The organism is Enterococcus sp. AZ035, assembly GCF_050548325.1.
Classification (GTDB): Bacteria; Bacillota; Bacilli; order Lactobacillales; family Enterococcaceae; genus Enterococcus; species Enterococcus faecalis.
This window is the reverse complement of sequence record NZ_CP172958.1, coordinates 43,409-57,619: the sequence shown is the minus strand read 5'-3', so window position 1 is coordinate 57,619 and position 14,211 is coordinate 43,409. Positions and strand designations below refer to the sequence as shown.

Genomic DNA, 14,211 nt, shown 5'->3' with positions numbered 1-14,211 from the left:
ACTGAAAATAGTTCGCCATTTCTTTTAAAAAAAAGAAATAAAGGAGAAAAACTTTCGTTTTTCTCCTTAGTTTCTTTGCATTTTTTGTTTTCGTTGGACCATAACAACCACTCGGCGATAAATATTGACTAATAAGAATAAACCAATAAAAATTAGGGTAATACTTGCACTCGGTGGTGTTTCCAAATAATACGAGCTAGTCAACCCTGTTAGCATGCCAATCAAGCCCATAAACACACTGATAATAATCACCGTGTTGAAGCCTTTACCAATTCGCATACCTATCGCAGCTGGTAAGACCATAATTGCTGAAATTAACAAGGCTCCCGCGATCGGAATCATCACAGCAATCGCCACACCAGTAATTACATTAAAAAGCATCGACATCCAATGAATAGGTAGCCCATCAACATGAGCAGTATCTTCATCAAATGTTAAAACATACATTGGGCGTTTAAATAACATAAACAATAGAACTAAAACTACGAATAAAATTGCCAACATAACCACTTGATCCCATGTAATCGTGACGATGGAACCAAATAAATACGATTGAATACTAGCAGCTGAATTGCCTCCTGTTAAATTCATTAAAACTAACGCCAAAGCCAAACCGCCTGACATTAAAATAGCAATCGAAATTTCTGAATAGGTGCTATAAATCATTCGTAAATATTCTAGAATGATTGCAGCCACAATCACGACAATTAAGGTCATTAAATTAGGATTCCAATTAAAAAAGAAGCCTAGTGCCACACCGGCTAATGACACATGTGAAAGGGTATCTGCCATTAAAGATTGTCGGCGAATAACTAGAAAGACGCCGAGCATTGGGGCAATCACTGAGATAAACAGTGCTGCTAAAAAGGCCTTTTGCATAAATGCATAAGAAAGCATTTCTGCCATACGATTCACTCCTTACCGCTAAAATGAACACTACCATTGTAGCGACGTTTAAGCGAATTAATTTTTTAATTCCTGCTTATTTTTTAAATTTTTCCAACATTTCTTTAAGCCGTTCCTTGGCTTTCGTTATGATCGAGCCAGATAACGTTTTATTGGAAAATTTACGTATACGATTCTTCACTCATATGGAAGCAACGCCATTTCGAATCTTCTTTGCGGACAAGACGAATTTGACGATCCACATAGGTTTTGATATCTTCATGATCATGCGTAATCATCAAAATAGCTTTTCCATGTTCATGCGCACTGTGTTGCAACAATTGATAAAATTCGTTTCGCGATTGTTCATCCATACCTGTTGTTGGCTCATCTAAAATAAATAAATCTGGATCGGTCGCAAACACTCGTGCTAAACTAATTCGTTGCTTTTGCCCTCCAGAAAGCTCGCCAATTCGTTTGTGGCGCATTTCCCACATGTCCACTGATTTCAAAGCTTTTTCCACATGAAGATGATCTTTTTTCGTCAATGGTTTGAACCAACGATTTCTGGGAAAGCGACCTGAACGTACTAATTCAATGACGGTACTAGGAAAGCCCGCATTGAAAGAAGCGACTTGTTGTGGAATGTAGCCAATGCTGATTTTTTCACCAGCACTATTTTTTTTAGCGACCGTAATTTTGCCACTTGTTGGTTTTAATAACCCTAAGGTACTTTTGATCAGCGTTGACTTGGCAGCGCCATTTTCTCCTGTTAAAATAACGAATTCCCCTGGATCAACATAATAAGAAACATCTTCTAAAACAGGTTCATCATCATAATAGAAGGTTAAATTTTCGACTTCAATATAGTGCATAAGTTGGCTCCTTTCTGTTGCCAGATTAATGAATGCTTTTTTGTAAAGCGGCGAGGTTTTCTTTCATGACAGACACATAGTTCTCGCCTGCTTCTTGTTCTTTTTGAGTTAAACTCTCTAAAGGATTCAATACGGCTAATTCGACGCCTGTCTCGTCTGCCAATGTTTTGGCTACTTTTGTAGAAGCCGATGCTTCAAAATAGATCACAGAAACATTGTTTGTTTTAATATATTTTTTTAATTCGGCTAAACGACTTGGCGAAGGTTCTTGGTCTGGAGAAATCCCAGCAATCGGTTCTTGGGTCAAGCCATATTGTTTCGCCAAATAGCCAAATGCAGCATGTTGCGTCACAAAGGTCCGATTTTTAGCGCCTGCAAATGCAGCTTGGTATTCCTTATCTAACGCAGTCAATTTTTCCAAATAAGCAGCGGTATTTTTTTCAAATACGGCTTTTTTCTCAGGATATTTTTTGATAAGCGCATCCCGAATCGCTATCACTTCTTTTTGCGCTAACACGGGATCTAACCAGACATGCGGATCCAGTTCGTGAGAATGGTTATGGCCTTCATGACCTTCTTCGCCAGATTCTTCCTCTTCTGTTCCTTGCATCAATTGAATGGATTGACTGGCTTCCACGATTGAAACTTTTTTCGTATCCAAGTTTTCAATAACATTCGGAACCCAAGTTTCTAGCTCTTTACTATTATAAACAAAGACATCCGCATCAGTAATTTTCGCTAAGTCTTTTGCGCTTGGTTCATAATCGTGTGGTTCCGTTCCAGCTGGAATCAACAGCTCAACCTCTCCCTCATCACCAACGACTTGTTTTGCGAAGTCGTACATCGGATAAAAAGTAGTCATTACCGTGAGCTCTTTCTTCTCTTTTGGCGATTGTGTGGTTTGCCCACAGCTAGCTAAAAGAAAAGCACTGATTGCTAAAGTAACGCCGATTATCAAACGGCGGTAGATTTTCGTCATGTTCTGTCCTCTTTTCGATTTACCTATTATAAATCGTAATATTTACGATTTGCCAGGAATACTTTACCAAATGGATCACGGGACGTCAAGGAATAAATTTAAAAAAACAACAGAGCGTGGGACAAAAATCACTTTGGATTTTTGCTCCACGCTCTGTTGTTTTTATTTATTTCAATGTCCGAACCAAATAAACTTCTTCGCAAAAGCCCTTGAGTCCATTATAAATCCGTTGTGCTCGTGTTTTCTTTTCACATAAAGCAAAGACTGTCGGTCCACTGCCGCTCATCAACGCTGCATCAGCGCCGTACTTCAGCATGCGATCCTTGATTTGTTGCACGATTGGATGTCTGGCAATCGTGACACTTTCCAACGCATTGCCAACCGTTTGGGTCATCCCAGTATAATCACCATTTTCAATAGCTATTCTTAGTCCAGCAATATCTGGATGGTGCAATTCATCTACCGCTAAATCATTAAAAACGGTACTAGTAGATACACTAATTCTTGGTTTAACTAACACAATCCAACATTGAGGCATGGTCGGTAATGCTTCAATTTTCTCCCCACGTCCGTTTGCAAAGGCTGTTCCGCCCCTTAAACAATAAGGAACATCCATACCAATTTGGCTGCCAATTTCACAGAGTTCGTCCATCGTCAACCCCAGATTCCACAGTTTGTTCAAGCCTCGTAATGCTGCGGCACAGTCACTGCTCCCCCCTGCTAAACCAGCTGCCACGGGGATACGTTTTTCAATATATATTTTAATTCCTTTATGAATATTATAGGTACGCTTTAATAAGTCAACTGCTTGATAGACATGATTCCGTCGATCCACGGGTAAAAAAGAGCTGTCCGTTTCAATACGAATGATGTCTTCTTCTAGATTTTCAAAAGTTAAATGATCGGCTAAATCTACACTTGCAAAAATAGATTCAACTTCATGATAGCCATCCACACGTTTATGCAGAACATCTAACCCAAGATTAATTTTCGCAGGAGCTCGTTCGATTATTTCCATCGGTTCCCTGATTCACCTTCCTTAATCTTTTGTCTACCAACATTTTAATCTTTTAGATTCTATCATATGTCCATGAAGAAGTACACCGAAGATTGCTCTTTCTCTGACAACAGATGGGTGAAATTAAAAAGAGCTTAGGAACGAAGGGCTCTTCCTTCACTCCTAAGCGGACTTTCTAAATTATACGGCTTGACCGATGAATTCGATTTCAACGGTGCGTGTTAAAACATCTGAATAGCTATAAGATACACGTTCAAATGAGTTCTCGTCTGGATCCAAGTCAACAACAAAAACAGATGGATAAGTCTCCGTTAAGATTCCTTTACGTTCTGTTTGGCGCTTTCTTCCAGTCTGAGCAACTAACATAATTTCACTGCCGATACGGCCTTCCAAATCTTTCTTAATTGACGATAACGTTGTTGGCATTGCATTCACCTCGAGAAACATTATATCACTTTTTTTAAAAAATTTCAAGTTTATCATACTAGAAGTCTGTTTGCAACTACTTTTGCTCGACAAACCGGCTGTTTTGTCGAATTTTTATTCATTTTCTAATGTATATTTCATTTTTGCTTTGGCACGATCATAGGCACTTCGGACAGCTGAAAAAGTTCCCCCACGTACTTTAGCAATTTCTTCTAACGTGTAGCCTTTTAAGTATGCGTTTAAAATTTGTTGTTCCAACGAGGAAAGACGTGTCGGAAAAGCTGCCAATTTTTCTTGAATCATTAATTGACCTAATGGGTCGGTAGCCGCTGTCCCTAAATAGTCCACTAACTCTTCACCAGCGCTTTCTAATCGTTGTTCCAGAGAAATAGACAAGGTATCTGTTCGCCGCTTATAGGCGCATTGATGGCGAATTAAGCTATGTACGTGATTTTCAAAATTTCGTTTAAAAAACTTTCCTAATGATGCTTGTTTTTCTGAATCAAATCGTTCTAACGTCCGAAAGAAGACAATTCGCCCTTCTTGAAGCCAGTCCTCAGTATCATAATCTTTTAAATAGTATTTTTTCATGCACTTATAAATCACTGGCTGATATTGCCCATATAAGGCTTGAAATTGTTCTTGGTCTCCTGCTAATGCTTGTTGAATCTGTTCTAACATAAAAAGCCCTCCTTTTCGATAAACGTATCGAATGATTTAGGAGAGCATAGCATGTTAGAAATTTATGACTTAAGCGAACATTTGTTTAATCTTTTTTTTGAGACAATTCTTCTAGCTTCTCAGAAAGTTTTGATAACTGCTCCACGTTCCATGGAGAATTTCGACGAAATTGCTGGAAATGGATATCCGTTGCATGAATGGCAATCGTCTTTTCTGTTTTCTGGACAGCTTTGTAAAGTTCATTGGCCGAAGTCCGCAATGCACCTTGTGAAAAGACCACCCATTGTTCAGCCAAATCACTCGTTGCGACTGTTACTTGCGTTAAACGATCATTTTTTTCACCAGCTAGACGTTCAATATAACTATCTGCTGTTTCATCTTCTTTGGTGAAAACCACGGTCAAAAGGTACTTTTTGTACGTTTGCTGAATACCTGGGACTAATTGGGCATCAAAGACCACAATGATTTCCAACCCTTCATATTTGGCGTAATTGGACAGACGACTAAGAAGCAGTTCACGCGCATCCTCTAAACGCTCTTGCTTTTTCAACTGGACCAATTCTGGCCAAGCACCAATCATATTATAGCCATCAACGATTAACAATTGTTTTTTCATACAATCGCCTTCTTCTATAATGGGTTGCGGCCACGATAGACTTCATACATTAGCAAGCCTGCAGCCACACCAGCGTTTAAGCTTTGAACGTGTCCAGTCATTGGAATCGTTAATAATTCATCCACTTCTTTATGAAGACCTTGACTCATGCCACGACCTTCATTTCCGATGATTAAGGCAATTGCGCCTTGTGTATTCCAGCGACGATAATCCGTCCCAGACATATCTGTACCAAAAATCCAAAATTGATTCTCTTTTAGCGTTGCAATACTTTGCGCTAGATTCGTTACACGAGCCACTGGAATATGTTCCACGGCCCCTGTTGACGCTTTGGTTACGGTTGGTGTAATTCCCACTGCACGATGTTTCGGAATGATAATACCGTCCACGCCTGTCGCATCAGCTGTTCGCAAAATTGAGCCAAAGTTATGTGGGTCCTCTAGACTGTCTAAAATTAGGAAAAATGGTGTTGCTGTCTTTTCTTTTGTTTGTTCCAATAATTCTTCTAAAGTTAAATATTGATACGCCGTGATTGCTAAAACCATGCCTTGATGCACGCCGTGATCACTCATCGTATCTAATTTTGCTTTAGGCACCCATTTAACTGGAACAGCCTGTTCTTTCGCTGCTTGTTTTAATTGCTCAATTTTCTCGCCACGAGCATCTTCTTGTAAAAACAATTTATTCCCGCGTCCTTGCTGCAACGCCTCAACAGTGGCATGGAAACCAAAGACAAAGTTATCTGCTAGCTCTTCTGAGGTTCCATCAGCACCTGCTGTCGCTGGTCGTGGGTTCCGTTCTTTTGAACGCTTATCTGAACGTTCTGGACGTTTCTTACCTTTTTTAAAAGGACGAGATTTTTCATTTTTCATTGGTTTCACCTACTTTCTTGATACACCAGTTAATTAATTCTTCTAAACGTTCTTTTTGTTGTGTTAAATGTAAATAACCCATCAAGGATTCGAAACCGGTCGCTACCCGATAGGTCGTCACATCAGCATTTTTGGCAAAGGTGTGACTTTTAGCATTCCGACCGCGTTTGTACATCACTTCTTCTTCCTCCGTTAGCATTTCTCCCGCTAACATCGCTTGCATTAAGCTTGCTTGGGCTTTTGCTGACACGTAATGTGTCGCCATGCGATGCAAAACATTCGGTTTCGTTTGTCCCAAGGAAACTAAATAATCACGAATGTAAATTTCATAAATCGCATCGCCAACATAGGCCAAAGCTAAACCGTTTAATTGTTTGTAATCTCTCATTCACTTCTTCTCCATCTCGTTCCTTGCGGAGTATCTTCTAAAACAATGCCTTGTTCTTTTAATAAATCGCGGATTTCATCACTTCGGGCAAAATCACGGTCTTTCCGTGCTTGGTTCCGTTCTTCAATTAACGCATCGACTTGTGCATCCACTAATTCTTCGTTTTTAAAGAATAAACCAAAAATAGCTAACCAGCCACTGAAAAGCTTATCCATCGCCACTAGAACTGGCTCCGAAACTGTCGCCTGTTCACTGTACTGATTCATCATCTTCGCTAATTCATAAACGACCGTAATCCCGTTAGCTGCATTGAAATCATCGTCCATTTCCGTAATAAAACGTTGTTCTAATTCGTTTAATTGAGCCAAATAGTGTTCATCCTCTGGCAAACTTGCGACCGCATCTGCTTGTCTAAAACGTAAATTTTCAAACGCATTTTTCAATTTTTGATAATTGGCTGCTGCCTCTTTTAGAGTGCTTTCGCTATAACGAATCGGGCGACGGTACTGGGTGGTGGACATAAAGAAACGTAAAATTTGCGGATCCACTTTTTGAATCATTTCATGAACAGTAATGAAGTTACCTAGGGATTTACTCATTTTTTCATCGTCTTCACCAATTGTGACATAGCCGTTATGCATCCAGTAATTGGCAAAGGTATGGCCTGTTTTGGCTTCGCTCTGTGCAATTTCATTCTCATGATGTGGAAATTCTAAATCTTGTCCACCACCGTGAATATCAATCGTCTCTCCCAAGTGTTTTGTCGCCATGACAGAGCATTCAATATGCCAGCCGGGACGTCCTTTCCCCCAAGGAGAATCCCAAGAAATTTCATCTTCTTTGGCACTTTTCCAAAGAGCAAAATCCAATGGGTCTTCTTTTAATTGTTGTTCAACGCCAGTTCGTTGACTTGCCCCCACTTCTAATTCATCAATCGATTGATGGCTTAATTTACCATAATTAGGGAATTTACGGGTGCGATAATACACATCACCTGCGACCTCATAAGCAAAACCTTTTTCAATTAAAACTTCGATGAAAGCTAAGATATCAGGCATGTGGTCCATCACCCGAGGATGTAACGTTGCTGGTTGGACATTCAATGCTTGCGTGTCTTCTTCAAAGGCTTTGATAAAACGCTCCGCCACTTCCGGCGCAGTAATTTTCAATTCTTTAGCTGCCTTGATAATTTTATCATCGACATCTGTAAAGTTCGAGACATAATTCACTTCATACCCACGATATTCAAAATAACGACGAATCGTATCAAAGGCGATCGCACTGCGCGCATTACCGATATGGATATAGTTATACACGGTTGGTCCGCAGACATACATCCGAACTTTACGCGCCTCAATTGGCGTAAATACTTCTTTTTCTCTGGTCAATGTATTATAAATTTTAATCATGCCCTTTTTCCACCTTTCTTCCATTTAGACGAACGACTTTCGCAGGAACACCCACAGCTGTGGCATCTGCTGGGATGTCTGAAATAACAACAGCACCCGCCCCAATTTTTGAACGTTCACCAATCACAACTGGCCCTAAAATTTGAGCTCGTGCCGAAATCATCGCTCCTTTTTTCACTGTTGGATGGCGTTTACCCGTATCACGACCGGTCCCACCTAACGTCACTCCGTGAAACAAAACAACATCTTCTTCTATTTCCGCGGTTTCCCCAATCACAATGCCCATGCCGTGATCGATAAAAACCCCCGCACCAATTGTGGCTCCGGGATGAATTTCTACGCCCGTTATGAAACGCCAAAATTGTGCATGAATCTTCGCCAACAAAAACAACTGATGCCTATATAAGAAATGAGACAAGCGATGCCAAAACAGGGCGTGCAAGCCAGGATACGTTAAAAGAACTTCTAGTGTGGTCCGCGCTGCAGGATCGTTTCTTTTAACAGCTGCGACGCTACGTTTCAACCAACTCATATGGTGAACTCCTTTCTATTATACAAAAATAAAAAACGTCTTTTAAGCAACAAAAAAACGTTGCTTAAAAGACGCCCATGCGTGGTTCCACTTTTCTTCACAAGAACTAGCTCTTGCCTCGATACAGTTAACGCCTGCCGACGTCTTCGGTTACTTTTTTCACCAAAGCCACTCATAGATGCATTTCGACAAAAGATGCTCGCTGTTCTCACCACCCACAGCGTCTCTGAAATCCATCTGATTGTCTACTTCTTCTATTCTTTGTGTTTTTATAACACTTTATTTAAATGATCTAAAGCTTTTTCTTTGCCTAATAACTCGATGGTTTCGCCTAATTCAGGACCATGCATTTGTCCAGAAACAGCAATTCGAATTGGCATAAACAAGTTTTTGCCTTTAACGCCGGTTTCTTTTTGGACGGCTTTAATCGCTGCTTTAATACTTGGGACATCGAAAACGTCCAAGGCTTCTAATTGTTCTTTAAACGCATGTAACACAGTTGGCACTGTTTCTCCTTGCAAGAATTCTTTCGCAGCATCATCTAAAACTGGATGTTCATTAAAGAACAAGTTTGATAGTTCCACAATTTCAGCTGCATAACTCATTTGTGGTTGATACAAGCTAACTAATTGTTTTAACCATTCGATTTTTTCAGGAGATGGATTTTCTTCAACACGACCGTCAGCGACTAAATAAGGAATACACATATCTGTTAGTTCACCTAAGTCCATTTGTTTCATGTATTGATTGTTAATCCATTCTAATTTTTTCGCATCAAAGGCCGCTGGTGACTTGCTTAAGCGTTGTTCATCAAACAATTTAATCAAGTCTTCTTGTGAGAAGATTTCTTCTTCGCCAACAGGAGACCATCCTAGTAAAGCAATAAAGTTGAACATGGCTTCTGGTAAGTAACCTAATTCACGGTATTGTTCAATAAATTGTAAAATTGTTTCATCACGTTTGCTCAATTTTTTGCCAGTTTCTGAATTAATGATTAAGGTCATATGGCCAAAGACAGGTGGTGTCCATTCAAACGCTTCGTAAATCATTAATTGTTTTGGTGTGTTCGCAATGTGATCATCGCCACGTAAAACATGAGAAATTTTCATTAAGTGATCATCTACTGCAACGGCAAAGTTATACGTTGGCATCCCATCGCGTTTTTGGATGACAAAATCGCCACCAATGTTATCTGACTCAAAAGTAATTTCACCTTTCACGATGTCATCAAATTTGTATTCTGTATTACGTGGCACACGGAAACGAATCACTGGTTCTAGACCAGCCGCTTCTTTGGCTGCTTGTTCAGAAGGTGTTAAATTCGCACAAGTGCCTGCGTAGTGAGGCATTTCCCCACGAGCTTGTTGTGCTTCACGTTCTGCTTCTAATTCTTCTGGCGTACAATAACACTTATACGCACGATTGCTACTTAATAATTGATCGATCAATGGTTGGTAAATTTCTTTACGTTCTGATTGACGATATGGACCATATTCTCCCGGATGAGCAGGTGATTCATCCCATTCCATCCCTAACCATGCTAAGTTTTCCAACTGACTTTTCTCGCCGTCTTCGATGTTCCGTTTTTGGTCGGTATCCTCGATACGAATGATAAATTCTCCGTCATTGTGGCGGGCAAATAAGTAGTTAAATAATGCTGTTCTTGCATTCCCAATGTGCAAGTGTCCAGTTGGACTTGGTGCGTAACGCACACGAACTTTCGTCATGTTCATTCCTCTTTCCATTTTTTAAAAACAGACGGTTTAACGTCGTTTTCAGTTATTTTTCCAATAAAGCAACGGCAATTGCGCCGATTCCTTCTTTTTTACCAACAAAGCCCATCGCTTCCATGGTCGTTGCCTTAATGTTCACTTGTGTGACCGCTAAGTGGCAACTCGCGGCTAGATTCTTTTCCATCTCTGCCAAGTATGGGCTCATCTTTGGCTCTTCCGCTAAAATTGTACAATCAATATTGCCAATAGTAAAGCCCGACCGCCCAACTTTTTCATTTACTTTTTTTAATAAGTTTACAGAATTCGCATTTTTGAACTGCGGATCGGTTTCGGGAAACAGTTGCCCAATATCACCCAGACCAGCGGCACCAAGGATTGCATCAATAATTGCATGTGTTAAAACATCGGCATCTGAGTGACCTAACAGACCTTTTTCATAAGGAAGAGTAACCCCACCAATAATTAAAGGTCGTTGCGGAACTAATTGATGAACATCAAAACCTTGACCGATTCGAATCATACTAAGTCCTCACTTTGCTTAATTTTTATCGTTTTTAGGATGGTTATCCTTGCGATCATTAATCCCGCGACCCGCGTGCGCCGGTTTGGCAAAAATCATACGCCCAGCTGCGGTTTGTAAAGCACTTGTAACGACCACTTCGATTTGCTCATTCATGTAATGCTGGCCATCTTCTACCACAACCATTGTGCCATCATCTAAGTAAGCGACCCCTTGTTGACGCTCTGTTCCGGCTTTTACAACCATCACATTCATCGTTTCACCTGGAATCACCACTGGTTTCACAGCATTAGCTAAAGCATTAATGTTTAAAACAGGCACATTTTGAAATTCAGAGACTTTATTTAAGTTGTAGTCATTGGTCACAACCACGCCATCTAATAATTTTGCTAATTTGATTAATTTACTGTCTACTTCAGAGATATCCTCGAAATCTCCGTCATACATCTCAACGGAGATACCTTCTTCTTTTTGTAAAGCATTTAAAATATCTAAGCCACGACGACCTCTCACCCGTTTTAAACTGTCTCCAGAATCAGCAATGTATTGTAATTCATATAAAACAAAGTTAGGGATGAGCAAAACACCTTCTAAAAAGCCTGTTTTAGCGATATCGTAGATTCTGCCATCAATGATGACACTGGTGTCTAAAATTTTGTATTTATGGAAGTTGTCTTCCACTTTACGTTCCAACATTTGTCCTTCGGTGTCTTCCGTATTTGCTTTCTTTTGGCGAGGTGTGAAAACTTTTTTCCACTCCTCAATCCGTGTTGTTCCCATTCGGAAACCTAAGTAACCCAGAATAATCATAACTAGAATTGGTAGTAAACTATTCACGACAGGAATTTGTAAGTTGTACATTGGAATGGAGATAATGACGCCAATTGTTAAACCAATGATGGCACCAATACTTCCAAATAATAAATAGGTTAAACTCATTTCATTTAAAGCTGCTTCGATTTTTTTAACAGCGGAAACAATATACTTTGCTAACCCTAAAGATAAAATAAAGAAAATAATTGCACCGATTAATCCGTTCGTAAAGTTATTGTTTAACCAACTGTTATTGCCTTGCTTAGCCATTTCCCAAGCCATTGGGAAAAGAGAAATTCCTAAACTTGCACCAGCAATGATCATCAGCAACGTGATGATTCGTTTTTGCATATAGCCATCCTCCTCGTTTATTTAATAAAGACGTCTAGTGTTGTGGGGCGTACAAAAATCATACGCCACCAAAAACCTAAACGGATTATTTCTACTTTTTTCATTATTTAAAAACTTTTCTTAACGTTTCACCAATTGTTGAAACGCCAATAATTTCAATCCCTTCAGGCGCTTCCCAGCCACCAAGGTTATTTTTAGGGACATAGACTTTTGTAAAGCCTAGTTTTTGCGCTTCACGCACTCGTTGTTCAATACTATTCACGCGGCGGATTTCACCAGTTAAACCAATCTCACCAATGAAACATTCTGAAGATGAGGTTCCTTTTTCTTTATAGCTAGAAGCAATACTGATTGCTAACGCTAAATCAATAGCTGGTTCATTAATTTTGACTCCACCAGCCGCTTTTAGATACGCATCCTGGTTTTGTAATAAAAGGCCTGCCCGTTTTTCTAAAACCGCCATGATTAAAGAAACGCGATTAAAGTCCAACCCGGTGGTCGTTCGCTTGGCATTGCCAAACATCGTTGGGGTAACTAACGCTTGGATTTCCACCAAAATGGGGCGTGAACCTTCCATTGCTACCACAATTGAAGATCCGGTGGCTCCTTCTAAACGTTCTTCTAAAAAGACCTGAGAAGGATTCATAACTTCAACCAATCCATGTGTCTGCATTTCAAAAATACCAATCTCATTCGTTGAGCCAAACCGATTTTTGACAGCCCGTAAGATTCTAAAGGTGTGATGCTTATCTCCTTCAAAATAAAGAACCGTGTCTACCATATGTTCCAACATCCGTGGCCCTGCGATAGACCCTTCCTTCGTTACGTGTCCGACAATAAAAATGGCAATCCCATTCGTTTTTGCCAGTTTCAATAATTCGGCAGTTGTTTCTCGGACTTGACTGACACTACCAGCAACGCTGGTAACATCTGGCTGCGTCATTGTTTGAATCGAGTCAATAATGACATAGTCTGGTTCTAATTTTTCAATGGCTCGTGAAATTTCGTGCATATCTGTTTCTGCGTATAAGTAAAATGTCTCGTTGACCGTGCCTAAACGCTCCGCTCGCAATTTAATTTGCTCAGCACTTTCTTCACCAGAAACATATAAAACCGTGCCACCTGTGGCTGCTAATTGTTGCGATACTTGTAAGAGCAATGTTGACTTACCTATTCCGGGATCGCCACCGATTAAAACTAACGAACCTGGAACAACGCCACCACCTAAAACCCGATTCAGCTCCACTAATTCAGTTTTTACACGAGGCTCTTTTTTAGGTACGACTTCAGATAGCCGTTGTGGTTGTGTCTTTTTACCAGTCAAACTTACTCTAGCACGACGATCAGAAGTATCTTGAATAACCTCTTCCACCATCGAATTCCATTGTCCGCAATTAGGACAGCGGCCGAGATATTTTGGAGACACATACCCACAGCTTTGACATTCAAATTGAACTTTTGCTTTTTTTGCCATGTAGAATCTCCTTATCTGTTGTTTATTTTAACATTTATTAAATGGTTTGAATAACGTTGCCTACTGAAAAAATGGGCTTTATTTTTGTCCAGACGAACCAAAACCGCCCGTTCTTTCTGCCTCGACTTGGTCATCATCCGCTAATAAAAACGGCTTAAAAATCCCTTGGCCAATTCGTTCACCTTTTTCAATGACAACATCTTCATATCCAAAGTTTAAAAATTGGAACATGATATGTCCTTCGTTATTCTCGTTATTATAATAATCACTGTCAATGACTCCGACACCATTCGCTAAAAGTAGGAATCGTTTTAGCGGGTTCGAAGAACGACTTACCAATTCTAAATATTCAGAATCAGGCATATACGCCTTAATTCCTGTTTTAACTAAAATTGGTTTGGGATTTTCTCCAGCTTGTTGTAACTTCCAAAGACTTGGTACAACGACCGTTTCGGCTGCTTGAAAATCATACCCCGCGGCACCTTTTGTTGCTCGTTGTGGGACACTCAAGCCCTCTTCTTGATACTTAGAAATAATCTCAAAACCACGTTGTTTCATATTCATTCTCCCCTACTGTCTAAACTACTCCTATTTTACCATAATCTCTGATACTCTGGTTGTTTTTAGTAAGTTTCTCAT

General features: G+C 40.0%; 16 protein-coding genes and 1 other annotated feature. All 16 genes read right to left on the bottom strand.

Translation table 11 applies throughout. The features are described 5' to 3' along the window. Positions 1–66: 66 nt before the first annotated feature. The gene (locus tag IGL32_RS00250) at positions 67–906 is read right to left on the bottom strand and encodes a metal ABC transporter permease (protein WP_002383493.1); all 840 of its coding nucleotides are present in this window, start codon (positions 904–906) and stop codon (positions 67–69) included. Between the two features lie 161 nt (positions 907–1,067). Next, a complete protein-coding gene (locus tag IGL32_RS00245; protein WP_002356064.1) occupies positions 1,068–1,760 on the bottom strand; it encodes a metal ABC transporter ATP-binding protein in 693 nt (230 codons plus the stop codon). A 25-nt stretch (positions 1,761–1,785) separates the two neighbouring features. Continuing rightward, a complete protein-coding gene (locus IGL32_RS00240) occupies positions 1,786–2,739 on the bottom strand; it encodes a metal ABC transporter substrate-binding protein (RefSeq protein WP_002379847.1) in 954 nt (317 codons plus the stop codon). Between the two features lie 166 nt (positions 2,740–2,905). After that, positions 2,906–3,757, bottom strand: coding sequence for a 4-(cytidine 5'-diphospho)-2-C-methyl-D-erythritol kinase (gene ispE / locus IGL32_RS00235; protein WP_002356061.1), 852 nt, complete (start codon positions 3,755–3,757; stop codon positions 2,906–2,908). A gap of 180 nt (positions 3,758–3,937) precedes the next feature. Next, complete coding sequence (locus tag IGL32_RS00230) at positions 3,938–4,240, bottom strand: Veg family protein (RefSeq protein WP_002383497.1); 303 nt, start codon at positions 4,238–4,240, stop codon at positions 3,938–3,940. Between the two features lie 57 nt (positions 4,241–4,297). Then, on the bottom strand, positions 4,298–4,864 hold the full coding sequence (locus IGL32_RS00225; RefSeq protein WP_002356059.1) for a sigma-70 family RNA polymerase sigma factor: 567 nt from the start codon (positions 4,862–4,864) through the stop codon (positions 4,298–4,300). Positions 4,865–4,949: 85 nt separating this feature from the next. Continuing rightward, positions 4,950–5,480 (bottom strand): NYN domain-containing protein, encoded by a 531-nt coding sequence (locus tag IGL32_RS00220; RefSeq protein ID WP_002356058.1) that lies wholly within the window; start codon positions 5,478–5,480, stop codon positions 4,950–4,952. 14 nt (positions 5,481–5,494) lie between these two features. Further along, complete coding sequence (rlmB, locus tag IGL32_RS00215) at positions 5,495–6,352, bottom strand: 23S rRNA (guanosine(2251)-2'-O)-methyltransferase RlmB (protein WP_002378685.1); 858 nt, start codon at positions 6,350–6,352, stop codon at positions 5,495–5,497. Beyond that, positions 6,342–6,740, bottom strand: coding sequence for a Mini-ribonuclease 3 (locus IGL32_RS00210; protein ID WP_002356056.1), 399 nt, complete (start codon positions 6,738–6,740; stop codon positions 6,342–6,344). Before IGL32_RS00210 ends, rlmB begins: the two co-directional genes overlap by 11 nt. Next, positions 6,737–8,149, bottom strand: coding sequence for a cysteine--tRNA ligase (gene cysS, locus IGL32_RS00205; RefSeq protein ID WP_010706818.1), 1,413 nt, complete (start codon positions 8,147–8,149; stop codon positions 6,737–6,739). The genes IGL32_RS00210 and cysS overlap by 4 nt, the downstream gene beginning before the upstream one ends. Beyond that, positions 8,142–8,681 (bottom strand): serine O-acetyltransferase EpsC, encoded by a 540-nt coding sequence (gene epsC / locus IGL32_RS00200; protein WP_002356054.1) that lies wholly within the window; start codon positions 8,679–8,681, stop codon positions 8,142–8,144. Before epsC ends, cysS begins: the two co-directional genes overlap by 8 nt. A 64-nt stretch (positions 8,682–8,745) precedes the next feature. After that, positions 8,746–8,952 (bottom strand) — a binding site (T-box leader). Further along, positions 8,951–10,408 (bottom strand): glutamate--tRNA ligase, encoded by a 1,458-nt coding sequence (gene gltX, locus IGL32_RS00195; protein WP_002381335.1) that lies wholly within the window; start codon positions 10,406–10,408, stop codon positions 8,951–8,953. (Overlaps the previous feature by 2 nt.) A 52-nt stretch (positions 10,409–10,460) precedes the next feature. Further along, positions 10,461–10,934 (bottom strand): 2-C-methyl-D-erythritol 2,4-cyclodiphosphate synthase, encoded by a 474-nt coding sequence (gene ispF / locus IGL32_RS00190; RefSeq protein ID WP_033594376.1) that lies wholly within the window; start codon positions 10,932–10,934, stop codon positions 10,461–10,463. 18 nt (positions 10,935–10,952) lie between these two features. Next, positions 10,953–12,098 carry a PIN/TRAM domain-containing protein gene (locus tag IGL32_RS00185; RefSeq protein WP_002368622.1) on the bottom strand — a complete coding sequence of 382 codons (1,146 nt, stop codon included), beginning with the start codon at positions 12,096–12,098 and terminating at the stop codon, positions 10,953–10,955. 103 nt (positions 12,099–12,201) lie between these two features. Continuing rightward, the gene (radA, locus tag IGL32_RS00180; RefSeq protein WP_002356050.1) at positions 12,202–13,572 is read right to left on the bottom strand and encodes a DNA repair protein RadA; all 1,371 of its coding nucleotides are present in this window, start codon (positions 13,570–13,572) and stop codon (positions 12,202–12,204) included. 78 nt (positions 13,573–13,650) lie between these two features. Next, a complete protein-coding gene (locus tag IGL32_RS00175) occupies positions 13,651–14,136 on the bottom strand; it encodes a dUTP diphosphatase (RefSeq protein ID WP_002361472.1) in 486 nt (161 codons plus the stop codon). Positions 14,137–14,211: the final 75 nt, after the last annotated feature.

Coding starts and splice junctions, on each gene's coding strand:
- IGL32_RS00250 (WP_002383493.1), bottom strand. CDS start 906: ATGGCAGAAATGCTTTCTTATGCATTTATGCAAAAGGCCTTTTTAGCA.
- IGL32_RS00245 (WP_002356064.1), bottom strand. CDS start 1,760: ATGCACTATATTGAAGTCGAAAATTTAACCTTCTATTATGATGATGAA.
- IGL32_RS00240 (WP_002379847.1), bottom strand. CDS start 2,739: ATGACGAAAATCTACCGCCGTTTGATAATCGGCGTTACTTTAGCAATC.
- ispE (WP_002356061.1), bottom strand. CDS start 3,757: ATGGAAATAATCGAACGAGCTCCTGCGAAAATTAATCTTGGGTTAGAT.
- IGL32_RS00230 (WP_002383497.1), bottom strand. CDS start 4,240: ATGATAAACTTGAAATTTTTTAAAAAAAGTGATATAATGTTTCTCGAG.
- IGL32_RS00225 (WP_002356059.1), bottom strand. CDS start 4,864: ATGTTAGAACAGATTCAACAAGCATTAGCAGGAGACCAAGAACAATTT.
- IGL32_RS00220 (WP_002356058.1), bottom strand. CDS start 5,480: ATGAAAAAACAATTGTTAATCGTTGATGGCTATAATATGATTGGTGCT.
- rlmB (WP_002378685.1), bottom strand. CDS start 6,352: ATGAAAAATGAAAAATCTCGTCCTTTTAAAAAAGGTAAGAAACGTCCA.
- IGL32_RS00210 (WP_002356056.1), bottom strand. CDS start 6,740: ATGAGAGATTACAAACAATTAAACGGTTTAGCTTTGGCCTATGTTGGC.
- cysS (WP_010706818.1), bottom strand. CDS start 8,149: ATGATTAAAATTTATAATACATTGACCAGAGAAAAAGAAGTATTTACG.
- epsC (WP_002356054.1), bottom strand. CDS start 8,681: ATGAGTTGGTTGAAACGTAGCGTCGCAGCTGTTAAAAGAAACGATCCT.
- gltX (WP_002381335.1), bottom strand. CDS start 10,408: ATGACGAAAGTTCGTGTGCGTTACGCACCAAGTCCAACTGGACACTTG.
- ispF (WP_033594376.1), bottom strand. CDS start 10,934: ATGATTCGAATCGGTCAAGGTTTTGATGTTCATCAATTAGTTCCGCAA.
- IGL32_RS00185 (WP_002368622.1), bottom strand. CDS start 12,098: ATGCAAAAACGAATCATCACGTTGCTGATGATCATTGCTGGTGCAAGT.
- radA (WP_002356050.1), bottom strand. CDS start 13,572: ATGGCAAAAAAAGCAAAAGTTCAATTTGAATGTCAAAGCTGTGGGTAT.
- IGL32_RS00175 (WP_002361472.1), bottom strand. CDS start 14,136: ATGAATATGAAACAACGTGGTTTTGAGATTATTTCTAAGTATCAAGAA.